Annotated in this window: 28 protein-coding genes; 17 read left to right on the top strand and 11 right to left on the bottom strand. The window is 70.9% G+C overall.

Annotated elements, in window-relative coordinates; all coding sequences use genetic code 11:
- Nucleotides 1–170: 170 nt before the first annotated feature.
- Nucleotides 171–2,273 (bottom strand): glycoside hydrolase family 15 protein, encoded by a 2,103-nt coding sequence (locus P8S73_RS06730; protein ID WP_012397206.1) that lies wholly within the window; start codon nt 2,271–2,273, stop codon nt 171–173.
- Between the two features lie 179 nt (nt 2,274–2,452).
- Between P8S73_RS06730 and P8S73_RS06735 the strand changes: the two genes are divergently transcribed.
- The 4 genes from P8S73_RS06735 to P8S73_RS06750 all read left to right on the top strand — a co-directional run bounded on the left by P8S73_RS06735 (nt 2,453) and on the right by P8S73_RS06750 (nt 5,743).
- On the top strand, nt 2,453–2,926 hold the full coding sequence (locus tag P8S73_RS06735; RefSeq protein ID WP_029603163.1) for a DUF805 domain-containing protein: 474 nt from the start codon (nt 2,453–2,455) through the stop codon (nt 2,924–2,926).
- An 86-nt stretch (nt 2,927–3,012) separates the two neighbouring features.
- The gene (locus P8S73_RS06740; protein WP_012397204.1) at nt 3,013–3,930 is read left to right on the top strand and encodes a metal ABC transporter substrate-binding protein; all 918 of its coding nucleotides are present in this window, start codon (nt 3,013–3,015) and stop codon (nt 3,928–3,930) included.
- Nucleotides 3,927–4,877: a metal ABC transporter ATP-binding protein gene (locus P8S73_RS06745; RefSeq protein WP_019309755.1), complete on the top strand. Its 951-nt coding sequence runs from the start codon at nt 3,927–3,929 to the stop codon at nt 4,875–4,877. Before P8S73_RS06740 ends, P8S73_RS06745 begins: the two co-directional genes overlap by 4 nt.
- The gene (locus P8S73_RS06750; RefSeq protein ID WP_019309754.1) at nt 4,874–5,743 is read left to right on the top strand and encodes a metal ABC transporter permease; all 870 of its coding nucleotides are present in this window, start codon (nt 4,874–4,876) and stop codon (nt 5,741–5,743) included. Before P8S73_RS06745 ends, P8S73_RS06750 begins: the two co-directional genes overlap by 4 nt.
- 122 nt (nt 5,744–5,865) lie before the next feature.
- Here the strand turns inward: P8S73_RS06750 and P8S73_RS06755 are convergent, their stop codons facing one another.
- Nucleotides 5,866–6,480, bottom strand: coding sequence for a CGNR zinc finger domain-containing protein (locus P8S73_RS06755; RefSeq protein ID WP_019309753.1), 615 nt, complete (start codon nt 6,478–6,480; stop codon nt 5,866–5,868).
- A 126-nt stretch (nt 6,481–6,606) separates the two neighbouring features.
- On the opposite strand from P8S73_RS06755, the gene P8S73_RS06760 reads away from it, so the two are divergent.
- Nucleotides 6,607–6,960: a VOC family protein gene (locus P8S73_RS06760; protein ID WP_012397200.1), complete on the top strand. Its 354-nt coding sequence runs from the start codon at nt 6,607–6,609 to the stop codon at nt 6,958–6,960.
- 103 nt (nt 6,961–7,063) lie between these two features.
- On the opposite strand, the gene P8S73_RS06765 is transcribed toward P8S73_RS06760, so the two are convergent.
- Complete coding sequence (locus P8S73_RS06765) at nt 7,064–7,750, bottom strand: metal-dependent transcriptional regulator (protein WP_019309752.1); 687 nt, start codon at nt 7,748–7,750, stop codon at nt 7,064–7,066.
- Between the two features lie 47 nt (nt 7,751–7,797).
- On the bottom strand, nt 7,798–8,313 hold the full coding sequence (locus P8S73_RS06770) for a GNAT family N-acetyltransferase (protein WP_059281663.1): 516 nt from the start codon (nt 8,311–8,313) through the stop codon (nt 7,798–7,800).
- 147 nt (nt 8,314–8,460) lie between these two features.
- On the opposite strand from P8S73_RS06770, the gene P8S73_RS06775 reads away from it, so the two are divergent.
- The gene (locus P8S73_RS06775; protein WP_019309750.1) at nt 8,461–8,718 is read left to right on the top strand and encodes a hypothetical protein; all 258 of its coding nucleotides are present in this window, start codon (nt 8,461–8,463) and stop codon (nt 8,716–8,718) included.
- A gap of 90 nt (nt 8,719–8,808) precedes the next feature.
- On the opposite strand, the gene P8S73_RS06780 is transcribed toward P8S73_RS06775, so the two are convergent.
- Nucleotides 8,809–9,324, bottom strand: a complete 516-nt coding sequence (locus P8S73_RS06780) for a MarR family winged helix-turn-helix transcriptional regulator (RefSeq protein WP_019309749.1) — start codon at nt 9,322–9,324, stop codon at nt 8,809–8,811.
- A 139-nt stretch (nt 9,325–9,463) separates the two neighbouring features.
- Between P8S73_RS06780 and P8S73_RS06785 the strand changes: the two genes are divergently transcribed.
- Nucleotides 9,464–9,829 carry a hypothetical protein gene (locus P8S73_RS06785; RefSeq protein WP_019309748.1) on the top strand — a complete coding sequence of 122 codons (366 nt, stop codon included), beginning with the start codon at nt 9,464–9,466 and terminating at the stop codon, nt 9,827–9,829.
- 109 nt (nt 9,830–9,938) lie between these two features.
- Here the strand turns inward: P8S73_RS06785 and P8S73_RS06790 are convergent, their stop codons facing one another.
- Both P8S73_RS06790 and P8S73_RS06795 read right to left on the bottom strand, forming a co-directional pair.
- Nucleotides 9,939–10,142: a hypothetical protein gene (locus tag P8S73_RS06790; RefSeq protein ID WP_124109015.1), complete on the bottom strand. Its 204-nt coding sequence runs from the start codon at nt 10,140–10,142 to the stop codon at nt 9,939–9,941.
- A gap of 107 nt (nt 10,143–10,249) precedes the next feature.
- Nucleotides 10,250–12,586 carry an ABC transporter permease gene (locus P8S73_RS06795; protein ID WP_135010807.1) on the bottom strand — a complete coding sequence of 779 codons (2,337 nt, stop codon included), beginning with the start codon at nt 12,584–12,586 and terminating at the stop codon, nt 10,250–10,252.
- Nucleotides 12,587–12,660: 74 nt separating this feature from the next.
- Here P8S73_RS06795 and P8S73_RS06800 point away from each other — a divergent pair, with 74 nt between their 5' ends.
- The 4 genes from P8S73_RS06800 (at nt 12,661) to P8S73_RS06815 (ending at nt 16,623) form a co-directional block, all read left to right on the top strand.
- Nucleotides 12,661–13,257, top strand: a complete 597-nt coding sequence (locus P8S73_RS06800) for a TetR/AcrR family transcriptional regulator (RefSeq protein WP_019309745.1) — start codon at nt 12,661–12,663, stop codon at nt 13,255–13,257.
- Nucleotides 13,258–13,427: 170 nt separating this feature from the next.
- Entirely contained in the window at nt 13,428–13,754 is a 327-nt protein-coding gene (locus P8S73_RS06805; protein ID WP_019309744.1) for a metal-sensitive transcriptional regulator, read from the top strand.
- Nucleotides 13,755–13,814: 60 nt separating this feature from the next.
- On the top strand, nt 13,815–14,024 hold the full coding sequence (locus P8S73_RS06810; RefSeq protein ID WP_144802149.1) for a heavy-metal-associated domain-containing protein: 210 nt from the start codon (nt 13,815–13,817) through the stop codon (nt 14,022–14,024).
- On the top strand, nt 14,017–16,623 hold the full coding sequence (locus P8S73_RS06815) for a heavy metal translocating P-type ATPase (RefSeq protein ID WP_396350267.1): 2,607 nt from the start codon (nt 14,017–14,019) through the stop codon (nt 16,621–16,623). The genes P8S73_RS06810 and P8S73_RS06815 overlap by 8 nt, the downstream gene beginning before the upstream one ends.
- A 91-nt stretch (nt 16,624–16,714) precedes the next feature.
- On the opposite strand, the gene P8S73_RS06820 is transcribed toward P8S73_RS06815, so the two are convergent.
- The 4 genes from P8S73_RS06820 to P8S73_RS06835 form a co-directional block, all read right to left on the bottom strand.
- The gene (locus tag P8S73_RS06820; protein ID WP_070637160.1) at nt 16,715–17,140 is read right to left on the bottom strand and encodes a hypothetical protein; all 426 of its coding nucleotides are present in this window, start codon (nt 17,138–17,140) and stop codon (nt 16,715–16,717) included.
- 79 nt (nt 17,141–17,219) lie between these two features.
- Nucleotides 17,220–17,858 (bottom strand): hypothetical protein, encoded by a 639-nt coding sequence (locus P8S73_RS06825; RefSeq protein ID WP_257744266.1) that lies wholly within the window; start codon nt 17,856–17,858, stop codon nt 17,220–17,222.
- A 39-nt stretch (nt 17,859–17,897) separates the two neighbouring features.
- Nucleotides 17,898–19,598 carry a PLP-dependent aminotransferase family protein gene (locus tag P8S73_RS06830; protein ID WP_396350268.1) on the bottom strand — a complete coding sequence of 567 codons (1,701 nt, stop codon included), beginning with the start codon at nt 19,596–19,598 and terminating at the stop codon, nt 17,898–17,900.
- Nucleotides 19,595–20,767 (bottom strand): ATP-binding protein, encoded by a 1,173-nt coding sequence (locus P8S73_RS06835; RefSeq protein ID WP_059281661.1) that lies wholly within the window; start codon nt 20,765–20,767, stop codon nt 19,595–19,597. The genes P8S73_RS06830 and P8S73_RS06835 overlap by 4 nt, the downstream gene beginning before the upstream one ends.
- Nucleotides 20,768–20,919: 152 nt before the next feature.
- Here P8S73_RS06835 and pdxS point away from each other — a divergent pair, with 152 nt between their 5' ends.
- The 6 genes from pdxS to P8S73_RS06865 are packed head-to-tail and all read left to right on the top strand — an operon-like array spanning nt 20,920 to nt 26,106.
- A complete protein-coding gene (gene pdxS, locus P8S73_RS06840) occupies nt 20,920–21,849 on the top strand; it encodes a pyridoxal 5'-phosphate synthase lyase subunit PdxS (RefSeq protein ID WP_019309740.1) in 930 nt (309 codons plus the stop codon).
- Nucleotides 21,846–22,661, top strand: coding sequence for a pyridoxal 5'-phosphate synthase glutaminase subunit PdxT (pdxT, locus tag P8S73_RS06845; protein WP_186319713.1), 816 nt, complete (start codon nt 21,846–21,848; stop codon nt 22,659–22,661). Before pdxS ends, pdxT begins: the two co-directional genes overlap by 4 nt.
- 59 nt (nt 22,662–22,720) lie before the next feature.
- Entirely contained in the window at nt 22,721–23,854 is a 1,134-nt protein-coding gene (locus P8S73_RS06850; RefSeq protein ID WP_144802205.1) for a PLP-dependent aspartate aminotransferase family protein, read from the top strand.
- 14 nt (nt 23,855–23,868) lie between these two features.
- Entirely contained in the window at nt 23,869–24,705 is an 837-nt protein-coding gene (locus P8S73_RS06855; RefSeq protein ID WP_019309737.1) for a transporter substrate-binding domain-containing protein, read from the top strand.
- The gene (locus P8S73_RS06860; protein WP_019309736.1) at nt 24,702–25,376 is read left to right on the top strand and encodes an amino acid ABC transporter permease; all 675 of its coding nucleotides are present in this window, start codon (nt 24,702–24,704) and stop codon (nt 25,374–25,376) included. The genes P8S73_RS06855 and P8S73_RS06860 overlap by 4 nt, the downstream gene beginning before the upstream one ends.
- Complete coding sequence (locus P8S73_RS06865) at nt 25,369–26,106, top strand: amino acid ABC transporter ATP-binding protein (protein WP_019309735.1); 738 nt, start codon at nt 25,369–25,371, stop codon at nt 26,104–26,106. Before P8S73_RS06860 ends, P8S73_RS06865 begins: the two co-directional genes overlap by 8 nt.
- The last annotated feature ends 56 nt before the right edge of the window (nt 26,107–26,162 follow it).

Below are 26,162 nucleotides of genomic sequence, written 5' to 3' on the forward strand. Positions count from 1 at the left end.
TCTGGGTCGCCAGTAATCGGTTCCGCCCCGAACCCGGCACATGACGCCCCGCACCGTCGTCCGCCTCGCACAGGGGTCACGACGACGCCGCACGGCCGCCTCCCGCGCGCCCCGCACCCGGCTGCCGGCGGCCGTGCACGGCTCCCCGGGCGGCGTCGTGGCCCGTTGCGTCAGGAGGCGTCCGGGGCGGTCTCCGCCTGCAGGATGTCGAGCACGCGGATCAGGCGAAGGTGCGCCTCCACCTGGGGGAAGTTGCCCGTGGCGCGGTGCTGGGTGGGCGAGTACGTGGAGGGCAGCAGACCCAGCTCGTTGGCGGTGCCCAGGGCCACGTCCGTGAGGCGCACCGCGTCCTGCGTGTGCCCGCACAGCGCGAGCTGCTCGGCGAGCTGCAGCGTGGCGGAGACGGACGGCGCGGACTGGCCCGCGAAGCCGTCCTGGCCGATCGAGGACGCGAACGCCTCGACGTCGTCCAGGTCCGTGAGCTGCGGCAGGTTGCGGTAGCGGTGCAGCAGCCCGGAGCTGTCCGTGAGCTCGGTACGGATGCGCTGGACGGTGCCGAGCATGCGCTCGTCGTCGTAGGCCACGAAGCCCACCATGGGCAGGTGCAGCAGGGAGGCGTCCACGTCCGTGGAGCCGTAGTACTGCACGAACGATCCCACCTGGGGGTCGTAGCCGCTGGTCCAGATCTCGTGCGCGAGCTGGTCCCGGTGCTCCTCCCACGTCTCCACGTCACCGGGCAGGCCGTGGATGCGCACCGCGTCCACACCCGCCTGCATGGCGGCCCATATCATCACGCGCGAGTGCGTGTAGTACTGGGGCTCGCCGCGCATCTCCCAGATGCCCTGGTCCTTCTCCTCGTAGTTGGCCACCACGGCGCGCAGCAGCGCCTGCTGCAGCGGCCACGAGAGGTGGTCCTCCTGCACACCGCGCCGGCGCAGCATCTCGAACACGCGCAGCACGTGCCCGGCCACGTCCGACTGGTAGTGGCTGCCGGAGGAGTTGCCGTCACGGACGGGCCGCGAGCGCTCGTAGCCCGGCAGGTCCACCAGGCGCTCGCGAATCTGGGGGGAGCCGTCCAGCGTGTAGATGTTCGAGGGGTTGTTGACGTCCCCGGCCACCGCGCGCAGCAGCCAGTTGCGCAGCTGGGCGGCCTCACGGTCGTGGCCGTGGTCCAGCATGACCTCCAGCGCGGACGCGGCATCCCGGGGCCACGAGAGCCGGTGGTCCCAGTTGCGCTCCGCGCCCACGACCTCCGGCAGGGACGTGGTAGGGGCACCGATCAGCCCGCCCGTGGCCTGGTGCATCAGTCCGCGCACCACCAACAGGCTGCGCCGGACGAGGTCCGCGGGCTCGTCGTCCGTGGCCGTGAGCGTGAACCCGCCCAGGGCGGCGCCCTCGTGGTGGGGGCGGTCCCCGTGACGACCCACGTCCCGTGCCGAGGGGCGCTCGGAGGTGTCGAGGTCCCCGGCGCCCGCACCGGAGGCGTGCAGCGCGGGCGGCTGCTCGTCCGGGTCCGTGTGGTTCATGGCCGCGGGATCCGTGAGGGGGTCGTAGGGCTCGTAGCGCTCTGTCCACTCCTGCCACAGGTTCACGGTGGCCGTCAGCGTCTCGTTCACGTCCACCGCCTCCGGGGGCACGCCGTGGGACGGGAACCACGTGAGCGTGAAGTCCCGGGTCTGACCGGCCGCCACCGTGAACGAACCCGCGTGGCGGCGCTTGGTCTTGTCCGGATCCGCCTCCGGCAGCGGATCGCCGTGGAAGACCACGGAGTCCGGACCGGCCATGCCCACCAGCACGGACTCGGCCTCGGCGTCCTCCGACTCGTCCTCGAGCACGTCGAAGCGGCTCAGCCACGGCACGGACGAGCCGTAGTTGAAGCGCAGCCGGAGGTCCTGGAACATCTCCACCTCACCCGTGAGGCCCTCCACCCGGCGGATCAGCTCGGTGCGGGCGTTGAGCGGCATGAAGTCCGTGACGCGCACCGTGCCGGTGTCCGTGGACCACACCGTGTGCAGCACGAACGTGTTCTCCGCGTAGAAGCGCTCCACCGCGATCACACCGGGCAGGGACATGTCCACCGCGGCGTCGTCGTCCACCGCGCAGTACGGCGCGAGCAGCCAGCGTCCGTGGTCCGGGGTGCCCAACAAAGCCGCGAACAGTGCCGGGGAGTCGAAGCGCGGCACGCACCACCAGTCCACCGACCCGTGCCGGGAGACCAGCGGCCCGCTGCGCATGTTGGACAGCAGGGCGTAGTCCTCGATCTTTGAAGCCATGCCCCCAGAATCTCACGAACGCGCGGGCGGCTCACCTCGCACGGGACACTGGCCGTGCGGCCGATGTGGGCTGGGTGGTTCCTCGATACGGTGGGTGGTTCACCCCGTGCCGGTCGGGTTCGTTCCGGGCCGGCCGGCGGACCGCGCGCATCCGATAACCCCGCAGGAGGACACCACCCATGAGCTTGCCCCCTCAGCCCGTGTACTACGACACCCAGCCCGGCGAACCCGTGGGTCCGTGGCAGGCCGTCAAGAACTTCGTCCGCAGGGGCACCACGTTCTCCGGGCGGGCTTCCCGTTCCGAGTACTGGTGGATCGCGCTGTACACGGTCCTGCTCTCGGGGGCCTACGTGCTCGCGGAGGACCGCGGCTACCTGGCCTGGCCGGACGTGGACGGCGGATTCGCGATCGCTCTGCTGCTGCTGTCTCTGGTCCTGCTGCTCGCGGTGGTACTGCTGGCCATTTTCACCGCCGCCCTGTCCGTGCGACGCCTGCACGACTGCAACCTCTCCGGGCTGTGGTTCCTGCTGATCCTCGTGCCGTTCCTGGGCAGCATCGCCCTGCTGATCATGGCCGCCCTGCCCCCGGACCCGCGGGGCGTGCGCTTCGACGCCCATCCCGCCCCCGGGACCGTCATGCCCGCCGGGAGGTAGGACCGCGTCGCTCCTTGCCCGGGCCACCTCCCCGGTCTAAAGTTCGGTACACCGAACTTTAGGATCCACGGGAGCGAGGAATTGGGATGGGACGTCGTCCGGGATGGGCAGTGGCGGCTACCGCAGCCGCGGGTGTGCTGGTGCTGGGAGGCTGCGCGGGGGCCGAGCCCGGCGGCGGCAGCTCCGAGAAGCCCACCGTGCTGACTACGTTCACGGTGCTGCAGGACATGACCGCCGCGGTGGCCGGTGACCACGTGAGCGTGGAGTCCATCACCAAGCCAGGCGCGGAGATCCACGACTACGAACCCACTCCACAGGATGTCACCAAGGCCTCCCGCGCGGACCTGGTGCTGGACAACGGCCTGCACCTGGAGCAGTGGCTCGAGCAGTTCACCTCCTCAGCCAACGTGGCCCACAGGGTGGTCTCCGAGGGCGTGGAACCCCTGGACATCGCCGACACCCCCGGAACCCCCAACCCCCACGCGTGGATGAGCCCGCGCAACGGCGAGCGCTACGTGGACAACATCGTCACCGCACTCAGCGAGCTGGACGGAGAGCACGCCCAGCAGTTCCGGGACAACGGGGAGAAGTACAAGGAACAAATCCGCGCGATCGGCACGGACCTGACCCGGAAGCTGGAGGCCCTGCCCCGCAACGAGCGCGCGCTGGTCACGTGCGAGGGCGCGTTCTCCTACCTGGCGCGGGACACCGGGCTCACTGAGAAGTACATCTGGCCCGTCAACGCGGAGCAGGAGGCCACCCCGCAGCAGGTCAGCTCCGCCATCGAGTTCGTGGACCGGCACAGGGTGCCCGCGGTGTTCTGCGAGTCCACCGTCTCGGACAAGCCCATGCAGCAGGTCGCGGAGGCCACCGGCGCCCGCTACGGCGGCACCCTCTACGTGGACTCCCTCTCGGAGCAGGACGGCCCGGTGCCCACCTACCTGGACCTGTTGCGCCACGACGCGGACACCATTGCCAACGGCCTGTCCGGGAGGGCGCGGTGACGCCCGCGATCCGGGCGAGCGGCGTCGTCGTCGACTACGGCCGCGTGCGCGCCCTGGACGGCGTGGACCTGGAGATCGCCCACGGGCAGGTCACCGGGCTGGTGGGCATGAACGGCTCCGGGAAATCCACGCTGTTCAAGGCGCTCATGGGCACCGTGCGGCTCGAGGCCGGCGAGGTGCGGCTGGACGGGCTGGACCCCCGCACCGCGCGGAAGCAGGGCGTGGTGGGGTACGTGCCGCAGAGCGAAGACGTGGACTGGACGTTCCCACTGTCCGTGCGGGACGTGGTCATGACCGGGCGCTACGGGCACATGGGCCCCACCCGGCGGGCGCGTCCCGCGGACCGGACCGCCGTGGCGGACGCGCTGGAACGGGTGGAGCTCACGGAGCTGGCCGGGCGGCAGATCGGGCGGCTGTCCGGCGGGCAGCGCAAGCGCGTGTTCGTGGCGCGGGCGATCGCCCAGGGAGCGCGGACCCTGCTCCTGGACGAACCGTTCGCGGGCGTGGACAAGCGCAGCGAGGCCACCATCGTGCGGCTGCTGCACGAGCTCGCCGCGCAGGGCTGCGCGGTGGTCGTGGCCACCCACGACCTGCACGCACTGCCGCAGCTCGCCGAGAGCGTGGTCCTGCTGCGCCGCCACGTGCTCTTCCACGGGCCGGTCGCGGAGGGGCTCGCACCCGAGCACCTCGTGCGCGCGTTCGGCCTGGACGTGCTCTCCGACCCGTCCTCCACGCGGTCCTCGGGGGACGACGACGCCGCTCCCGCGGACCGCACGCCGCTCACCGCGGGCGCGGCCCACGAGGGTCCGCCGCCGGGCCCTGCCGCGGGGGACACCCCGGCGCCGGGCGCCGTCACGGCCCCGGGCGGCGTCGTGCCCCCGCGCAACGGATCCGCCGCCGTGACGGGACCCGGCGCACCCACCACGCACCAAGGAGGCCGCGCATGAGCGCCCTGGAGCTGTTCACCCAGCCGCTGGAGTACGAGTTCATGCTGCGCGCGCTGGTCACCACCGTGGCCGCGGCGTCCGTGTGCGCGGTGCTCTCGTGCTGGCTGGTGCTCGTGGGGTGGTCGCTCATGGGCGACGCCGTGTCCCACGCGGTGCTGCCCGGCGTGGTGCTCGCCTACATCCTGGGCATCCCGTTCACCGTGGGGGCACTGGTCGCGGGCGTGCTGGCCGTGGTGCTGATCGGCGGGCTGCGGGGGACCAGCAGGGTCAAGGAGGACGCGTCCATCGGGATCGTGTTCACGTCCCTGTTCGCGCTGGGCCTGGTGCTCATCTCGGTCACCCCCAGCCAGACGAACCTGACCCACATCATCTTCGGCAACGTGCTGGGCATCTCCGCGGCGGAGCAGCTGCAGATCTGCGCGCTGGCAGTGGTGGCGCTGGCGGTGATGGTGCTCAAGCGGCGGGACCTCACCCTCTACGCGTTCGACCCCCAGCACGCGCACGCGATCGGCCTCTCCCCCCGGTTCCTGGGCGGGCTGCTGCTGGGGCTGCTCGCGGTCACCTCCGTGGCCGCCCTGCAGGTGGTGGGAGTGGTGCTCGTGGTGGCCATGCTCATCATCCCGGGCGCCACCGCGCACCTGCTCACCGACCGGTTCGGGGCCATGCTGGTGATCGCGCCGTGCGTCTCGGCCACATCCGCGGTGCTGGGCATCTACCTCAGCTACTGGCTCAACGCCTCCCCCGGCGGGCTGGTGGTGCTCGTCCACGCGGCAGTCTTCGCGCTCGCGTACCTGCTCAGCCCGGCGCACGGGGTGCTGGGAAGCAGACTCGCGGCACGACGTCGCCGGCGGGCGGTGACGGGGTAGGTCGCCTCCGCGCCCGGGCAGGGTCGGGGCGTCCCGTGCCCTTCCCCTGCGACACGAGACCTGCGTGTGCGCGTCGAGCAGGCGTCGTTCCCCGCCGGGCCAAGGTTGCCCGGGCGGCAGCGCTATGAGCTCCGGTCCCTGGCCCGGGCGGCTCGCTTCCGTTCCTGCTGCCGCGCGTAGTAGGCGCGGGAGCGGTTCCGGTCCCCGCAATCTCTCGTGACGCACCAGCGGCGGTTCCGCCGGGGGGACGTGTCGAGGTAGACCCACCCGCAGGTGGCGTCCTCGCACTGGTGGAGCCGGTCGAGGTCGTCCCGGTTCATGAGTTCCACCAGGCCGCGCGTGATGCGGTGGCGGACGGTCGCCAGCGTGAGCTCGTTGTCGGACCAGCACCAGCCCGCACCGCGCCGGGACAGGTGGGAGTGGCCCAGGGTGTCCCGGAAGGCAGTGGCAATGGCCTCTGCGGCGTGCTCGTCACCGTGGAACAGGGCCTCGTAGAGCCGCTCGCGCAGCGCAACGACCCGATCCAGTTCAGCGGCGGCGGTGCACGGATCCTCTCCGGCAAGAACCCGGAGCTGTTCCTGCTCAGTCGCATCGAGCAGCCCGGACTCCCGGCACCACGTGAGCACGCGATCGCAGGAGGTCAGATCCTCCTCCCGCGCGGGGCCGCCGAGCCGCCACTCCACGGTGTTGACCAGGTCGAGCATCCGGTCGCCCGAAATGTGGCTGAACGCCGCCATGCACCCTCCTCACAGACAGGTCAAGTCTTGCACGTGAGGGGGATCCGGGTTTGACTCTCACAAGCAACAGCAATTTCACCCGTGAGAGCCACGCACCGGCCGACCACTCGAGAAAAGAGACCCCTCATGTCGCTCCGCCTGTCGCACACCACCTGGGACGCCATCGACCCGCACGCCGTCGCCGAGTTCTGGCGCGAGCTCACGAACTGGGCGATCCACGAACCCGACTGCTACCACCCGGGCTCCGACGAGTGCTACCTGGTGACCCCCGACGGCTACATCGTGCTCTTCTTCCGGGTCCCGGACGCCAAGAAAGTGAAGAACCGGGCCCACATGGACCTCGTTCCCCAGGGAGCCTCCCAAGAGGAGGAGGTCGCGCGGGCACTTCGACTGGGGGCAGTCATGGTCGACGACCGCCGCCACGACCTGGGCTGGGCCGTCATGGCGGACCCCGAGGGCAACGAGTTCTGCATCCTCTGACCCGCGGCCTGGCGCAGGGTGGCGCCCGAGGGCCACAGGACAGAAAGTCTCCGCCCTCGCACCCCTCTCTGTCGTTGGGCTTGCCTCGACGGCCCCGGGCCCGCTAGGAACTGACCTCGCCCAGCGAGACCCAGACCGCGTCGGTGGCGGTCTGTCCGAGGGGGACGCTGCGAGCGCCGTCGTCCAGCACGGCCTGGACCGAGCCCGAGTAAGGGCCGCCGGAACGGATGTCCAACGGGACCCCCACGCCGATGCCCTGGTCTGCGAAGAAACGCAGCAGTCCCGAGTCCCGGTCCGAGATCCGTTCCACGCGCACATGGGAACCGTCCGGGACGGTGGTGAGGGAGACGGCGTCGGGAGGGGTGATGGTGCCGTCCTTGGCGGGGATCGGATCACCGTGCGGGTCGCGGGAGGGGTGCCCCAGGAGGTCGTCCAGGCGGTCGATCATGAAGTCGGAGGCGGCGTGCTCCAGGTGCTCCGCCTCGTCGTGGACCTGGTCCCAGCGGTAGCCGAGCATCTCCACCAGGAAGGTCTCGATCAGCCGGTGGCGGCGCACCATCTCCACGGCGAGCGCCCGGCCCTGCTCGGTGAGCTCGATGGCGCCGTACGGGGTGTGCGCCACAAGACCCTGCTCCGTGAGCTTCTTGAGCGCGTCCGAGACCGTGGAGGCGCGCAACCCCACCTTCTGGGCCACGGCGGAGGTGGTGACGGGGTCCGCAGACCACTCCCCCAGGTTCCAGATGGCCCTCAGGTAGTTCTGGTGGCTCACCGAGAGCTTCGCGACCGACATGATGGGGAGACTAGCAAAACGGGAGCCGGGAGCTCTGGCGGCGGCAGTCAGGTCCTGCTCCAGCGGTCCAAGCTGAATTGACGGTAGTGCGTGGCCCGGCCGAGGTAGGTGGACGCCGCACCTCGCCCGGTCTCTGTCATACCCAGTCGTTGCAGGATCTTCACTGACGCGGCGTTCGCATCCAGGGCCTCCGCCCAGACCGTCCCCAGCCCCATGCGGTCAAAAGCGAAATGGACCCCGGCCCGCGCAGCGGCCAGGCCCAGCCCCCGCCCCCATGAAGTGCTCGGACCGATGAGGTATCCCAGTTCACGCCGGGTGGGCTCAGTGCCCTGAATATCCACATACCCCACGAGTACCCCATCGCACCAGGCGCTCAAGCGCAGGAGGTCGACGGGCGGGGCCGTGTTCAGGCCTCGTAACGAGGCCGCGCGATCGGCCAGCGGGATCCCAAGGGTCCATTCCGCCGCCCGGCAGAAGAGCTCGTCGGTTCCCCAGAGTGCGTAAGTTTCTGCGTCCGCCGCTGTAGCGGTTCGCAGTTCGACAACGGGCTTTGTGGGCGTCATGCCCTCATAGTGCTCCCCCAAAGCATCTGAGCGCGGGAATGCCGCAACGCACCTCTCCCAACGGCGCCGGAGAATTCCTAAGGCGATACCGTGGACATCCGGGCGCTCCTCATCGCCTGGGCTTCGACCCTGGAAGGTGAATCCGCCATGTCGTACGAGCGCTACACGCCCTCCACCCCTGGGAAGCACCGCATCCATCCAGCGGTCCCCTGGGTTCTGTTCTTCGTGGCCCTGGCCATCCTGGTGGTGGGGACGGTGCTGGACAACCCCGTGTGGATGCTGTCGGCGCCCGTGGCACTGGGTGGGGCCATTACCGGGGGCCTCTCCCGCCGTTACCTGCCCATGATTCTGTGCATCCTGGTGGCGTCCGTGTTCGTCATGGCCATGCTGATCTTCGCGCCCTAGCTGCTGCGGGCATGAGGGCTCTCCGCCGTCTCGCCACCGGTGGGTGAGCGCTGCCACCGCACCGTCCGCGCGGGGTCTCACCGGGTCGACTCACTCACCGAGCGGCGGTGCCGCCGGCGGTTGCGTGACGCCCTCGATCATCCTCCGCAGGAAGTTCGCCACCACGTCCCGCTCCGCAGCGGACATCTCATTGACCACGGCCATCATCCGACCGTGCATGTCCCGCAGGGTGGTGCGGACCTCTTCCGTGCCGTGCTCGGTGGGGACCACGGCCACGGACCGGCGGTCGTCCGGGTGGGGGATGCGTTCGGCGTAGCCGTCGCGGACCAGGCGGTCCACCAGCGCGCTCGTGGAGGCGTTGGTGATCCCGAGCATCGCGGCGACGTCCTTCTGGCGCAGAGCCGTGCCCGTCTTGTCCGCCGAGATCAGGTGCCGCAGAGCCAGGATGTCCTTCTCGCCCATGTCCATGTCCGCGCGCACGCGCGAGCGCATGGTGGTCTCCGCGTCGCGGTAGCGGCGCAGGAGGTTCAGAACGTCGACGCCGCTCGCGGACTCCACGGAGTCGTCGTACCAGAAGTGCCGGGGGACGGCGGGTTCGGACGTCATACAGCGTCGTTCTCGGCGCGATTCGCGGCTGGTGCACATGTCGTCTGCATAGGTCCAGTAGATTAGCTAACAGTTAGTTTCATCATCAACCTGTCGCCGCTCCCCCAAAGCCGTGTTCAGGAGGAGCGGAGGGCTCGCAATGCTGCTCGCACAGGACCCGGCACCGGACGCAGCCAACGTCCCCCCGGTTGTTTCCGCGCCCGCGGGAGACCGCGAGGAGCAGGTGTCCCTCGCCTCCGTGGCCCGCGCCGCCACCAGGGGTGTGCAGGTGTACCCCTCCGTGTCCTCCGCAGAGTTCGCCATCACCGGTGATCCCCGGGCGCCACACCTCACCCTCACCCTGGCGTTCACCCCCAGCCCCGAGAACCAGCGCATCAAGGACGAGATCCGGCACGAACTCCTCCCAGGCCTGGAAGCGATCATTGGCTCCCCGTTCGCGCAGGTCACCCTGGACTACACCACCGCCGAGCAGCCCGCGCCGCAGGCGCCGGTCGTCGCGGCCTGACTTTCCCGTACGACGACGCCGCCCCCACCACCGTTGACTGGCGCCCACCTCGGCGCCGCCAGCATTCGCAGTCAGCAAGGAGGGCAGAGTGCGCAGAGGTGAGGGGAGATCAATCCTCCTGGATCTTGCGAGCGCCGCAGGTCTCGTCCTGGCGGTCTTTTTCTTCGTCTACCACCACCCGCTGCTGGCCATCGCCGCCCTCGTGGTCTCGTTGGTCCTGAGTGGCCGCTCCGGGCAGGCCGCCAAGGACGGCCGGATCGACGAGGCCCTTGCCGCGAAGGAGGAATGGGACCGCCGCCATCCGCCCCAGCAATCACCCGAGAACCTCCCGAGCTGGAGGAACGCTCGCACCCAGCACCCCGCTCCGGATCCGTCGACTGGCCCAGGGGGCGACGACCCGCCCGCCCCGCGACCCGGCTCCTAGACCGACGCCGCCGCCGCGGCCGCGGCGGTGCTGGCCTCTTCCCGTTCGCTCAGCACGGCGAAGAGGTGGCGGCGCTTCTGGCGCAGGGTGCCGAACACGGCCAGGGCGATCCCGCCCGCGATCCAGGCGATCATGATCCACACCGGCGCCGCGAGGGACACGTCCTGGAAGTAGATGGCGTCCCGGATGGCCGCCACCCCTTGGGGCGAGTACAGCCAGCCGTGCACCCAGCCGTAGAAACCGCCGACCATGTCGAGCGGCGTCGTCAGCCCGGAGGCGCCGAGACCCAGCAGCGGCATCAGGAAGATGCACACCGGCATGGCCACGGGCCCGAACACGAGCATGAGCCCGGTGGTCACGGTCACGCAGGACAGGCACAGCATGTAGAGCATGCACCACGGCACGAACGCGCTGCCGCTGAAGATCCCGAACACTGCCCAGCCGTAGACCACCATGCCCGTGGCCACCACGGCCGGCATGAGGAACCACAGGGCGATGCGCAGCTTGGTGCCGGCGGGCATGAGGCTGCTGACGATGCCCGTCATGAACCCGCCCAGGATCGCCCCGAGGGCCAGGTAGGTGATGGTGGTGCCGTTCGGGTCGTTCTCCGCCGTGGGGGCCACGTCCTCGGTGTGCAGCTGCTTCTGCGCCTTCTGCGCCACCGGGGTGAACAGCTGCGTCACGGCGGCGTTCACCTGGCGGCCGTTGGCCCCGGCGGTGTAGAGGGTGCCGGTGGCGGGGTCGTAGGCCGCGCGGGCGTCGTGCGTGCGCACCTCGTGGCGGCCGTCGTCCACGGTGTCCACGCGGTGCACGTCGAAGTCCCCCGCGGAGCCGTCCGTGAGCTGCTGGGCGAGGTCCGAGGTCTGCGCCCCGGTGCCGATCACGGCCACCTGCATGTCACGGGGTGTGACGTCCACGGTGGTGCCCACCATGAGCATGGGCATCACGAACATCATGAACAGCGGCAGCAGCATGCCCACCGTGACCATGCGCTTCTGCGTGAGCTTCGCGTCCACCGTGCGGCGCGGCGGGGCCGTGGGATTCTGCATCGCACCGATGGCCGAGGCCGGCGGCATCTGCGCCATCCGGCCCATGAAGCCGTCCTCGAGCGGGCGCTCGGACTCGGGGACCACCGTGGAGCCCACCGCACTCACCGCGGCGTCCTCACGGTTCTGGCCGGGGGTCGGGTTTTGATCGTTCATGCGTGCGTCACTTCCTGGGCCCGGTGCCGTGCGCGCGGGGCGCGCGGCGGCGTCGTCGTCATCGGAGTCGTCGGAGTCGTAAGCCGTGAGAAGGGGCTCGTCGGGGTGCTTGCGGGCGTGGTCCACCTGGTCCGCGATCACGCCGCGGTCCTCACCCGGGTGCGGGGAGCGGAGGGAGCCCAGCCACAGCAGCCCCGCGCCCAGCAGCAGCCAGGTGGCCAGCAGCAGGATCCAGGGGCCCACGCCGTGGCCGTCGAAGTAGACGATCCGCTGCAGCAGCTCGCCGATGGCGCCGGTGGGCATCATGCGGTGGATCACCTGGAAGAAACCGGGCATGAGGTCCGGGCTGGTGGCGATTCCCGAGGCCGGGATGCCCAGGATCACGAACACGGTGATCCCCACGATCGTGGCGGCCTGGCCCAGCAGACCGCCCACGCCGAGCTGGAACACGGCCGCGGTGAGGTACGCGCCCATGGCCACCAGACCGGCGGCCACCAGGTGCGAGTCGTACACCCCGTAGAAGCCCCAGGTGACGCCGGTGGTGAGCACGGCGGCCACCACCGACAGCACCCCGATCAGCGCCAGCTTGGAGCGCAGCCGCATGCCCTTGCCCAGGTTGCCGAGCATCGTGGAGGTGACGTAGCCGGCCGTCACGCACGCCGTCATGAGGTACATGTACGCGATGCCCAGGGTGTCCTTGGGTGCGGGCTTGCGGAGGTCCTGGACCTTCAGTGGCACCCCCGTCTGGGAGGCCACCTGCTGGAACACCCCCTGCGCGACCCCGGTGGCCTGCCGGCCGCCGGCACTGGCCACGAAGAGGTCCCCGCTCGCGGGGTCGAACGCGGCCCGGGTCCTGCGCTCGAGCACGTCCTGGCGCGCGGTGTCCGCGTCCGCCACCGTGCTGACGTCCAGCGCGTCCTTGCCCTGCGCCGCCACCTGGCGGGCCACCTGCTGGGCGGGCGCACCGGCGCCGATCACCTCCACCTCCATGTGGTGCGGCGCGGGCTGGTGCATGGCCGAGACGTAGGAGGCGGGATACGCGAATGCCATGAAGACGGGGAAGAGCATGGCCACGAGGATCATCGTGGCCGGAACGCGGGACCCTGTCCCGGGTGGTTGAGGTGACGACATGTCGGCTTACCTTACACCTGTAAGTGTGCTTTTCAAATGTAAGGTAAGCCTTTCGCAACTGCTATCCTGGCCCCATGGACGCCCCGGCCGACGACACCCCCCAGGGCCCCCCGGTGGACGTCCGGGTGGCCCACACCCTGAACGCCGTGCGCACCGCGTGCCTTCAGCTGCTGGAGGTCCAGGACGCCCGCAGCATCACCATCTCCCAGCTGTGCAAGAAGGCCGCGATCTCGCGCCCCACCTTCTACCAGCACTACTCGGGCCTCGACGACGTCTACGCCGACATCGTGAAGCAGGAGCTCTCGCACACCGCGCGCGAGTTCGAGACGTTCGAGGGATCCGGGATCGAGAAGCCCCTGGAGCGGCTGATCGACTTCGTGCACACCCACGGCATGGGGAACCTGGCCACCGTGGGCAACCGCCAGCTCGCCTCCCGCGTGCGCCCCATCGTGGAGCTGTGGCTCGCCGAGCGCGTGGCGCGGGCAGCCTTCGACACGGGGCTGGACGACCTCGACCCCGACCAGTGGCTGCGGACCTACTTCGTGGCCGGCGGACTCATGACGGTCCTGCGGCAGCAGGCCGCGGACTCCCCCGCCTCGGCGGTGGGCACGGAGGAAATGGCCCACGCGCTGCAGCGCACCATGCGCACGGTGCTGCGCAGCAGTTCCTGAGCCCTCGCCACCTCCGCAGCACCCGTCCACGACGCCGCCGGGTCACTCCGGGCGTGCCTCGCGCCCCGATCCCCGCACCACTCCGCCCGGCATGGCCCGGCGATCCCGAATCGCCCCGACATCTCGCGTGACCGCCCCCACCTTGAACGCATACCCCCAAGGGGTATACCGTGGAGGCCATGAGCACCCAGGACACCCCCGCCCACGGCTACACCCAGGACAAGGCCTCCTACGCCCGGCGCCTCAAGCGCATCGAGGGCCAGGTGCGCGGGATCCAGCGGATGATCGACGAGGACACCTACTGCATCGACGTCCTCACCCAGATCTCCGCGATCCAGTCCGCCCTGAAGTCCGTGAGCCTTGGGCTCATGGAGGAGCACCTGGGCCACTGCGTCAAGCACGCCGTGGAGCACGCCCACGACACCGGGGACACCTCGGAGATGGACGAGAAGCTCGCGGAGGCCAACGCCGCGATCGCGCGCCTGGTCAAGAGCTGATCCACGCCCCCTCAGACTTCCGGGCCCGCCCCCGGGCCCACCGACTCGAAGGAGAAATTCATGAACACCACCGTCAACGTCTCCGGCATGACCTGCGGCCACTGCGTCTCCTCCGTCACGGAGGAGCTGTCCGAGATCCCCGGCGTGACGTCCGTGGACGTGGATTTCCATGCGGGCGGCACGTCCCCGGTGAGCATCACGAGCGAGCGCGAGCTGAGCCCGGAGGAGATCTCCGCGGCCGTGACGGAAGCGGGGTACACCGTTGAGTGACCCCACCGCATCCACCGACACCCTTGACAGCGAGGTCCACGGACCCCTGCGGGAGCTGGAGCTGGAGATCTCCGGCATGACGTGCGCCTCGTGCGTGGGCCGGATCGAGCGCAAGCTGCGCAAGATCGACGGCGTGGACCCCGCGGTGAACCTGGCCCTGGAGTCCGCGACCGTGAAGGTCCCGCAGAACGTCCCGGACGAGCAGATCGTGGACACCGTCCACCGCGCCGGGTACGAGGCCCGCATCACGGGAGGCGCGCAGCAGAGCGCGCCGGCGTCCCAGGGCCGGACCGGCACCGGCGCCCCCGACGCCGCCCGGGGGACCACCGCGACCCACGGCTCCGGCGCGTCCCCGGCGCCGTCCGGGACATCCCCTCGTGGCACGGAGCCCGAGCCCACCGGCACTCCCCGCCAGGGCGGGAACCCCGTCTCCCACGCAACCCCCGACCAGGCGGACGCACCGGACGCAACGGCGGGCACGACGTCGTCGCCCGCCTCCCCTGACGCAACTTCCGTGGGTGCCGTGCCCCCCGATGCCCCGGAACGCACCGCGGGACAGCCGGAGGACCTCGAGCAGGGCCCGGCCGGGAACGAGCACCGCGATCCGGCGCTCGAGACCACCCCGGCGCAGCGCCGGATGAACGACCTCAAGAGGCGCTTCTGGGTCGCGGCGGCCTTCTCCGTGCCCGTGTTCGTGATGTCCATGGTCCCGGGAGCCCAGTTCCCGCACTGGGGCTGGATGGCGGCGCTGCTCGCGCTGCCCGTGGTCACGTGGGCGGCGTGGCCGTTCCACCGGGCCACCGCCGTGAACGCCCGGCACCTGTCCACCACCATGGACACGCTCGTGTCCCTGGGCGTGGCCGCCGCGTACCTGTTCTCGCTGTGGCACCTGGTGGCCGATCCGGGCATGACCGCCCACGCCCACCCGGGCGCGGCCATGGACATGTCCGGGCACCAGCTGTACTTCGAGTCCGCCGCCCTGGTGACCACGTTCCTGCTGCTGGGGCGCTGGCTCGAGGCCCGCGCCAAGTCCCGCTCCGGTGAGGCCCTGAAGGCCCTGCTGGACCTCGGCGCGCAGCAGGCCACCGTGGTGGCCGAGGACGGCACCGAACGCACAGTGCCCGTGTCCGAGCTGCGGGTGGGAGACACCTTCGCGGTGCACCCGGGCGAGAAGATCGCCACGGACGCCGTGGTGCTGGAGGGCGAGTCCGCCGTGGACGCCTCCATGCTCACCGGTGAGTCCATGCCCTTGGAGGTGGGGCCCGGGGACGAGCTGACCGGAGCCACCGTGAACACCACGGGTCGGCTGCTGGCCCGCGCCACCCACGTGGGCTCGGACACCGTGCTGGCTTCCATGAGCCGCACGGTCGCGCGCGCCCAGGCCACAAAGGCCCCCGTGGCGCGGCTCGCGGACCGGATCTCCTCCGTGTTCGTGCCCGTGGTCATGGGCATCGCCCTGCTGACGCTCGTGATCTGGTTGCTGGTGACCGGGGACCCCAACCGCGCGTTCGTGGCGGCGGTGTCCGTGCTGGTCATCGCGTGCCCGTGCGCCCTGGGCCTGGCCACCCCCACGGCCATGCTCACCGGAACCGGGCGCGGCGCCCAGCTGGGCATCCTCATCACGTCCGCGGAGGTCCTGGAGGACACCCGTTCCGTGGACTCCGTGGTGATGGACAAGACCGGCACCGTGACCCACGGTGAGATGGCCGTGAGCGCGGTGACCCCGCTGAACGCGTGGTCCAAGGATCAGGTGCTGGACCTGTCCGCGGCCGTGGAGCGCTACTCGGAGCACCCGATCGCCCACGCCATTGCGGCGGCCACCCCGCACCGCTACGAGGTCACCCGCTTCGAGTCCGCACCGGGCGGCGGCGTGCGGGGCTACGTCCCGGACGGCATGAACGCGCGCTTCGTGGTGGTGGGCCGGGAGTCCTGGCTGCACGAGAACGGCGTGCGCCTGAACACCGAGGAGACCAACGCCCTGGAGCTGGCCCGCGCGGGCGGCACCACCACCATCCTCGTGGCGGTGGACGGGCGGCTGGCCGGGTTCGTCGACCTGCGGGACACCGTGAAGGACGAGGCCCCGGCGGCGATCGCCGAGCTCAAGGACCTGGGGCTGCGCCCCGTCCTGCTGACCGGTGACAACGCCGCGGTGGCGCGTTCCGTGGCCGAGCAGGTGGGCATCGACCCCGCGGACGTGATCGCGGACGTCACCCCGGACGGCAAGGTCCAGGCCATCGAGAAGCTGCGCTCCGAGGGTCACGTGGTGGCCATGGTGGGCGACGGCGTCAACGACGCCCCGGCCCTGACCACCGCCGACCTCGGGATCGCCATGGGCTCCGGCACGGACGCCGCCATGCAGGCCGCGGACATCACCGTGGTGCGCAGCGAGCTCACCGCTGTTCCGCTGGCCATCCGGCTGTCCCGCAGGACGCTGTCCACCATCAAGTCCAACCTGTTCTGGGCGTTCGCGTACAACACCGTGGCCATCCCGGTGGCCGCCCTGGGGCTGCTCAACCCCATGGTCGCCGGTGCCGCCATGGCGTTCAGCTCGGTGTTCGTGGTGCTGAACTCGCTGCGGCTGCGGGGTTTCGCGCGCTGAGGGCGCGCGCGGCGGCGCGAGCTGCCACAACGGCTCCGCCCCGGGGACCAGGAGTCACCGGGGCGGAGCCGTCAACAGATCAGTGAGCGGATCAGCGGGCGCTCGAGCCCGGCTCCTCACCCTGGGTGTCCGGGTGCACGCGCTGCCCGAACTCCGGCTCGTCCGAGGCGGTGGAGGCGGTGCCACCCTGCTCGGCCCGGCGGGCCCGCTCGGCCTCCCGGCGGGCCTTGTTCTCCGCGAAGATCTTGGCGGAGGAGCGGTTCACGCCGGTGCCCTGGCCGAGCTCCTCGGCGTTGGGCTTCTCCAGCAGCATGAGGGTGGCGCACACCACTACGGAGGCGATGAACGTGATGCCCGCGGCGATCAGCCCGAGGCCCACGCGGGCGGCGTTGTCCGAACCGCCGGCGGCCACCACGGACACGATCACGAAGGCCACGACCGCGAGCACCGCCGAGATGACCAGGGGCCCCTTGATGTCGGTCTTGCGCCGGCCGTTGTGCTCAGTGCGCTGGGCCACGTGATTCCTCCTGGCAGTGCTGGGGGTGTGCGTCAGGGGCGGCTTCCCGCCCGTCGGTTCAAGGGGTCAGTCTACGCCGTCAGGCCTCGCGGGCCGGGCCCGCGGCGGGGCCGTCCGCCACCCGCGCGTCGTGGCGCAGGCTCAGCGCGGCGATCAGCTGGGTGACACCGATCAGGATGGCGGCACCGCCCACCACGCCCAGCTCGGCCTTGGCCCCGAGGGTCTCCACGAGCACCATGCCCATGGCGGCGAACACGGTGATCGCACCGCACAGGGTCCAGTCCCGCCCCAGCGGGAACTGCCCGCGGAAGCGCATGCCGAGCACGAGTTCCGTGATCCCGCACAGCGCCAGGATCACCGAGGACAGCAGGACGAACAACCAGTTGCTCTGGGCCACCACTGCGGTGAGCACACCGCCCAGGACGTACAGCACGCCGTAGGACTGCGGAATGGACCGGCTGGCCCCGAGGTCCACGTCCTCGCGGCGGTTCAGGCGCACCTGCAGGAAGATCGCGGACGCGCCCGTGCCTACCAGGAAGAACGCCATGACCCAGCGCCCGGCCTCGAGCGAGGGCTCCTGCCAGAACACCGTGACGGCCGCGAACACGAGGGCCACCGCCGCGCGCACCAGCGTGGGTGCCCAGAGGTCGTGGCGCACGTCGGTTCCCCGGTCGGCGCGGTTCTCGCCGCCGCGCGGTGCGGAAATCTGTGGGGGCACGCCGGAACTCCTGAATCTGCCGTGGGTGTTTCGGCCAGTCTAGCGAGCGCCCCTGGTGGGTTCCCCGGCATCCGGAGCGCCGCCGGCCGCAGCGCCGCCCAGCACCTCCCGCAGCACACCCGTGCCTCGCGCGAGATCCTCGTCCCGTGCGGTCAGCCCCAGCACCAGCCCGCCCCCGGACGACGACGCCGCCTGCGTCCGTCCCGCGGGGCGCGCTCGTCCCGTCCAGTACTCCCCGAGCCCGCTCACCAGCACGCCCCGCTCACGTGCCCGGGCCACCGCGGCGTCCTCATCCGGAACCTCGACCACCGCGTGGGCGCCACCGGCCATGGGCACCACGACCACCCCGGGGAGGTCCGCGAGCGCGTCCGAGACGAGCGAGCGGCGTCGGCGGAAGGAACGGCGCATGCGCGCGGTGTGGCGCTGGAACTCCCCGGCGTCCATGAACCGGGCGATCGCGTCCTGCGCCACGCGGGACACCGGCGAGCCCAGGTCCGCCCGCGCGCGGATCAGCTCCGGCAGCAGCGGGTCCGGGGCCACCAGGTGGCCCACCCCCACGGAGCTGCCGAGCACCTTGGCGAAGCTGCCGAGGGTGACCACGGTGTCCCGCGCGGTGTCCAGGGCCCCGAGGGCGGGCAGGGGCTGGCCGGTGTGGCGCAGCTCGGAGTCGTAGTCGTCCTCGATGACCACCGCGCCGTGCTCACGCGCCCAGGCCAGCAGTTCCGCGCGGCGGCTCACGGGCATGGTGCCGCCCAGCGGGTACTGGTGGCCCGGGGTGAGCACCAGCACGTCCGGGGGTGCGCTCACGTCCCAGCGGCTCGCACCACCCCAGCATCCGGTGGGCAGGGCGGCGGGGTCCAGGCCGTGGTGGTCCACGGTCACTGGCAGGGCAGTGTGCCCGGCGGCCTCCACCACCCGGCGCAGCGCGGGATAGCCGGGATTCTCCACGGCCACCCGCAGGGTGCGACGCCGTGCGAGCCCTAGCACCCGCAGCACCAGCTGCAGCCCGTCCCGGACCCCGGCCGTGACCAGGATGTCCTCCGGGGCGCGCACGATGCCACGGCTGAGCCGCAGGTACGCCGAGAGGTGCTCCTGGAGGGATGCCCCCGGCGTCTCGCCCCGAGCGGTCGCGCCCGCGGCGTCCCGCCACGCGCCGCGCCACGCGGGGGTGTCCAGGGCGGTGACGGGGCCCGTGCCCGGGCGCAGGTCGAGGACCCGGGCCCCGCCCACGGTGGTCACGCTCGGGAGCGGGGTCCCTGGTGGTGTGGCGGCAGATCCGGCATGCCGCGCGTCGCCCGGGCGGGCGGGCGGCGTCGCAAGGCGAGGTGTGCTCGTGCGGTCGTGCGGCGTCGCGCGGGGCGGAGTCGTCTGAGACGGGGGCGGCACTGAGAGGGACCGGCGCGGCGTCGTGCGGACCGGGGCCGGAAGCGTACGGGATGGGGGCGTCGTCGTTGCCGGTGCGGGCTCCCGGTCCAGGTGCAGGGACGGCGTGATCCGCGTGGCGCCGCGGTCCGCCACGAGGTAGCCCTCCCCCGTGAGGACGTCCCACGCCGCGGTCACGGTGCCGCGAGAGGTGCCCAGGCGGGCCGCGAGCGCCCGGGAGGAGGGCAGCGGATCCCCCGGGCGCAGCACGCCGCGCGCCACGAGGTCACGGACCTGACGCACCAGCTGCTCACCCAGGGGCACCCCGGAGGTGCGGTCCACGGTGAGGGGCAGGTCGATGTCCCGGGGGTGCCTCATGCCCCGAACTGCCGAGCGATGTATCCGGCCATACCAGGCACCGTGAAGGCCACCTTCCCGTGCTCAGGTGCGTAGATCATGCCTTTGTGAAGCAGCTGCGCGCGGGTGGGACCGAGCGTGCTCGTGGTGACACCGAGGCGTGCCGCCAACTCACCGGTTCTCGACGGCCCGTCGCCATCCTGTGCCATGGCGCTCATGTACTGACGCTCCCTGCCAGTGGCCCGCCCCCACCGTGCGGGGAAGAACCCGGCGTCCAGCTGCGCCCATCCCCGCTGGATGGCCAGCTCCGCATCCTCAGCAGTGAAAGGGGTGGACGGGGCGACCTCCCACACGGCCTGGCCGAACTCCTGGATGAAGTAGGGACAGCCGCCCGTGGCGGAGACGAGCGCATCGAGCGCCTCGGGCTCGAATGCTGCACCGACCTCTTTCGCGGGCCTGGAGAGGGCATGACCCGCCGCCTCTCGGCTCAGCGGTCCGATGCTCCGGTAGTCGAAGAGGCGCTCTGCGTAGCTGCGTGCGGCACTGAGGGTCGCGGGCAAGGTGGGCAGTCCCGCGCAGATGAGGTAGAACGGCCAGTCCCGCTGCCCGGCGATGTGCTGCACCGTGATGATGGCACTCATCAGATCCGGATCCAGGTCCTGCATCTCGTCGATGAACAGGCCGAAGGCACTGTGCTCAGCCGCGAGGGGTTCGCTGAGGTCCGCCACGAGTTCTTCCACGTCCACGTCCAGACGCCCGGAACCGGCCCGCCCGCCCGTCAGATCCACCCCTGCGGACACCCCACCGGGGCCCACCGAGACGCTGAAGGACTGGATGGTGGACAGGGCTTCCGCGAAGCGGGGTCCCGGGTGACGCCCGTGGTGCCGCCGGGCGGCGACGATGAGCTCACGGGCGAGCCTGTCCCGGACTTCCTCCCGGCCCCGCCCCTCCGGACGACCCTCCAACTGGACCGTGAGCCAGCCGTGGTGGTCTGCCCGGGCCCGGAGAACGTTCAGGAGCACTGTCTTGCCCACACCGCGCAGCCCGGTGAGGACCATTCCCCGGTTGGGGCGGCGCAGCTTGGTGCGGGCGATCATGAGGTCGAAGGCCTCGACTTCCGCCGCGCGGCCGCTGAGGACTTTCGGGCGAAGGCCCGAGCCGGGGCTGTAGGGATTGGCAGCGAGGTCCATGCAGGAAATTCTATGCGGATATAGCAAATTTTATATACCCGCCACTATTTCCCTCGTTATCGCGTCATCACCGCCCCACGGCATCTGGACCAGCCATTTCCATCAATTATGGCTCTGGCACTGGACCACTTCCGCGCGTCAGCATGGACCCCATGACTGAGACTTCCCAGACCTCCGCCCAGAACCCCACCCCCGTGACCGGCTCGCGCCTCGTGAAGCGCGGTCTCGCGGACATGCTCAAGGGCGGCGTGATCATGGACGTGGTCACCGCGGAGCAGGCACGGATCGCCGAGGACGCCGGTGCGGTGGCCGTCATGGCCCTGGAGCGCGTGCCCGCGGACATCCGCTCGCAGGGCGGCGTGGCCCGGATGAGCGATCCGGACCTCATCGAGTCCATCATCGACACCGTCTCCATCCCCGTGATGGCCAAGGCGCGGATCGGGCACTTCGTGGAGGCGCAGGTGCTGCAGCACCTCAAGGTGGACTACATCGACGAGTCCGAGGTGCTCTCCCCGGCGGACTACGCCAACCACATCGACAAGCACCGCTTCGACGTCCCGTTCGTGTGCGGCGCCACCAACCTGGGCGAGGCGCTGCGCCGGATCACCGAGGGTGCAGCCATGATCCGCTCCAAGGGCGAGGCCGGCACGGGTGACGTCTCCGAGGCCACCAAGCACATCCGCACCATCCGTGCGCAGATTGCGGAGCTGCAGGCGCTCTACACCGCCGCACCGGATGCCCTGTACGTCAAGGCCAAGGAGCTGCAGGCCCCCTACGAGCTCGTGGCCGAGGTGGCCCGCACCGGGTCCCTGCCGGTCGTGATGTTCACCGCCGGCGGCGTGGCCACCCCCGCGGACGCCGCGATGATGATGCAGCTGGGCGCGGACGGCGTGTTCGTGGGCTCCGGCATCTTCAAATCCGGCAACCCCGCCGAGCGTGCGCGCGCGATCGTGGCCGCGACCGCCTACTACGACGACCCCGCCCGCATCGCGGACGCCTCCCGCGGTCTCGGCGAGGCCATGGTGGGCATCAACGTGGCCGACCTCCCCGCGCCGCACCGTCTCGCGGAGCGCGGTTGGTGAGCGAGCCCCGCTCGCAGCACCCCATGACCGACGACGCCGCCCTCCCGGCCACCGCCGCCCTCCCCACCTCGGGCGCGCGGGCCGGGGGTGCGGCGTCGTCGCCCCCTCAGGGCACCGACCGCGGCGGCGCCGCCGTGCCGGAGCAGCGCAGCGGTGCCGACTCCGATCGGGCCGGGACAGTGCCCGTCGTGGGCGTGCTCGCCCTGCAGGGCGGGGTCGTGGAGCACATGCGCGCTGTGGAGTCCCTGGGTGCTCGTGCCGTGAAGGTGCGCGCGGCCGAGGACCTGGTGGATGCCGCGGGGCACCCGCGGATCGACGCCCTCATCCTGCCCGGCGGCGAGTCCTCCACCGTGGACCGGCTGTGCCGCACCTTCGGACTGTTCGAGCCGCTGCAGGAGGCGATCCGCGGCGGGCTGCCCACGCTCGGGACGTGCGCGGGGCTCATCATGCTGTCCTCGGGAATCGAGGACCCCGCTCCGGGTCAGCAGTCCCTGGGCGTGCTGGACGTGAGCGTGAACCGCAACGCGTTCGGCTCGCAGGTGGCGTCCGCGGAGGTGGACCTGCCGTGGCTGGGCCCGCCGAGCGACGTCGTCGGGCCGGGAGACCACCTGAAGGCTGCCTTCATCCGCGCGCCGGAGGTCACCCGCACCGGCGAGGGCGTGGAGGTGCTCGCAAGGCACGGGGACGCGGTGGTCGCGGTGCGGCAGGGGAGCATCCTGGGCATCAGCTTCCACCCCGAGCTCATGGGGGACACCACGCTGCACCGGCTGCTGCTGCGGGACGCCGCGCGACATCCGGCGCAACACGGGTAGCGCCCACCGGGCGGCACGGTGTAGACCTGACTCCCTTGACCACGTCGACGGAGGATCTTTTGGCAGGCTTCACCACTCGCACCATCCACGCGCTGCACGACGTCGCCCTGGGCGCCGTGGTGCCCCCGATCCACACCGCGTCCACGTTCCTGCAGCCCACCGAGGGCGGGGAAGGACCGTTCGAGTACCAGCGCGGGTCCAACCCCACCCGCACCGACGCCGAGACCACGCTGGCGGCCCTCGAGGGGGCGCGTCGCTCCTTCGCGTTCTCCACCGGCATGGCGGCCACGGGCGCCGTGCTGGGGACCCTGCACTCCGGTGACTCGATCATCATGGGCCTGCCCGTGTACGGCGGGAACTACCGCTGGGCCACCATCGAGCTGCCCAAGCGCGGTGTGACCACCCACTTCCACGACGACCTCAACCAGCTCACGGACGAGGACTTCGACGAGAGCACCCGCATGGTGTTCCTGGAGACCCCCTCCAACCCCACGCTGCGCGTGACCGACATCCGCCGCGTGGTGGAGCTGGCCCACCGCCACGGCGCCCAGGTGGTCGTGGACAACACGTTCCTCACGCCCTACCTGCAGCGTCCCCTGGACCTCGGCGCGGACGCCACCGTGCAGTCCGCCACCAAGTACCTGGGTGGGCACGGGGACCTGCTGGGCGGCGTCGTGAGCACGAATGACGACGCCCTGGCCGAGCAGGTGCACCTGGCCCAGATGATCTCGGGCGGGGTGCTGTCCCCCATCGACTCGTACCGACTGATCCAGTCCGTCAAGACCCTGGGGATCCGCCTGGACCGCCAGCAGGAGAACGCCCGGAGGATCGTGGATTTCCTGCGCGGGCGCCCCGAGGTGGCGCACGTTCTCGTGCCGGGCTCGTACGACGACACCGAGGCCCGGATCCAGGAGGGCCAAGCCGACGGACCCGGCGGCCTGTTCTCGTTCGAGCTCGTGCCGGGCACGGACGTCCGCGCGTTCCTGGGCGCACTGAAGATCTTCGGCTTCGCCGTGAGCCTGGGCGGGATCGAGTCCCTGATCTGCCTCCCCACCTCCATGACCCACGGGGCGTACTCCCCCGAGGACCGGGAGACCGCCCACCTGACCGAGAACCTGCTGCGCGTGGCCGTGGGCATCGAGGACGTCGAGGACCTGCTCGCGGACCTCGCCCAGGCCCTCGACGCCGCCTGAGCGCGGGGATCGCCATGTCACCGCACCGACCGACCCGGCGGGCCGTCCTCGGCGCCACCGGACTGGTGGGGCTCAGTGCCGTTCTCGCGGCCTGCTCCTCGCCGTCCGGGGCTCCGGACGGTTCCGCCACTGCGCCCACCGAGGACGTCCTGCAGCGGATCCAAAACGCCGGCGAAGTGCGCATCGGCATGGAGGGAACGTTCCGCCCCTACGGCTACCACGACGGCTCCGGGGCTCTGGTGGGCTTCGAGAAGGAGATCGCCGAGTTGATCGCCCGGGACCTCGACGTGCGCGCCACGTTCGTGGAGACCCAGTGGGACTCGCTGATCGCCGGGGTGGACGCCGGGCGCTACGACCTGGTGCTCAACAACATCGCCCCCACGGACAAGCGCAAGGAGAAGTTCGACTTCTCCGTCCCCTACGCGGTGTCGGAGGGGCGCGTGGGGGTCGCGAAGGACTCCCCGCTGACCTCCGTGGACCAGGTCTCCGGGCACACCGCGGCTCAGACGGAGACCTCCAACTTCGGCCAGACCATGGCCCAGCAGGGCGCCCAGCTGGTGCCCGTGACGGGCTTCGACGAAGCGGTCATGCTCGTGACCTTCGGCCGCGTGGACATGACCGGCAACGACTTCGTGACGTTCCAGTCCTTCTTCGACCAGCGCCCGGACGCCGAGATCCGCCTCCTGGAGGGCGCGCTCGGCGAGCCCTCCGAGTCCGCGGTGCTCATGCCCCTGAACCAGCCGCGGCTGCGCTCGGCCGTGGACGCGTCCCTGACCACCCACATGGACAACGGAGATCTGAAGCGGATCTACGAGAAGTACGTGTCCACCGACCTCACCCCGGAGCCATGACAGATTTCCTGAGCCTATGGGCCGATTCCCTGCCCCAGCTGCTGGCGGCCACCGTGACGGTGACCATTCCGCTCAGCATCGTCTCCTTCGTGCTGGCCCTGGTGGTCGCGGTGCTCGCCACCACCATGCGCCTGAGCCGGATCCTGCCGCTGCAGTGGGTCTCCCGCTTCTACGTGTGGCTGTTCCGGGGCACCCCGATCCTGGTGCAGCTGTTCATCATCTTCTACGGGCTGCCCGCCGCGGGGATCACGCTTTCCGCGTGGACGTCCGCGATCATCGCGTTCACGCTGAACACCGGCGCCTACGCCGCGGAGACCCTGCGGGCCTCCGTGCAGTCCATCCCGCGGGGCCAGCTCGAGGCCGCCCGGACCCTGAACTACACGGGGTGGCAGACCGTCCGCCACGTGATCGCACCCCAGGCGCTGCGGATCGCGCTGCCACCGCTGGGCAACGACCTGATCGACCTGGTCAAGGGCACGTCCCTGGTGATGGTCATCACCCTGGCGGACGTGTTCCAGGTGGGCCGCCAGATCGCGGCCACCACGTTCCAGCCGCTCGCGCTCTACACGGAGGTGGCCGTGATCTACCTGGCCATCTTCACCGTCCTGTCCTTCCTGCAGTCCCGCCTGGAGCGGGCGTCCAACCGCTACGTGAGGAGCCCCCATGCTTGAGCTGCGCGACGTCTCCAAGAGCTTCGGGGACACCCCGGTGCTGAAGGGCATCTCGCTGTCCCTGCGGGACGGTGAGACCACCGTGGTGCTGGGGCCGTCCGGGTCCGGGAAGTCCACGCTGCTGCGCACCATGAACCTGCTGGAGATTCCCGAGTCCGGGAGCCTGAGCATCAACGGGGACTCGGTGACCTTCGGCGGGGCGCTCACCCGCAAGCAGGTCTCCGCCATCCGCCGCCGCTCGGCCATGGTGTTCCAGGGGTACAACCTGTTCCCCCACCAGAGCGTGCGGGACAACGTGGCCATGCCACCGGTGCTCAACGGCAAGACCGACCGCGCGACCGCGCGCGCCCGTGCCGAGGAGCTGCTGGACAAGGTGGGCATGGCGCACCGGCTGGACGAGTACCCGGACAACCTCTCGGGCGGACAGCAGCAGCGCGTGGCGATCGCCCGGGCCCTGGCGGTGGAGCCGGACTACCTGCTCTTCGACGAGCCCACCTCCGCGCTGGACCCCGAGCTGGAGGCCGAGGTCATCAAGGTCATGGTGGAGCTGGCCCGCGAGCGCCGCTCCCTGGTGGTGGTGACCCACAACATCGGCTTCGCCCGCCGGGTCGCGGACAGGATCGTGTTCCTCGCGGACGGCGGCGTGGGGTTCGACGGCACCCCGGAGGACTTCTTCGCGTCCGGCAACGAACGGATCCGGCGCTACCTCAACGTCTTCGACGCCGTCTGAGCACACCCACGCCCACCCCGACTCCCGTGCGTCCCGTCCCGTGCGAGCACCACGGA

Origin of the sequence: Kocuria sp. ChxB (genome assembly GCF_044359605.1) — a bacterium.
GTDB lineage: Bacteria > Actinomycetota > Actinomycetes > Actinomycetales > Micrococcaceae > Kocuria > Kocuria rhizophila.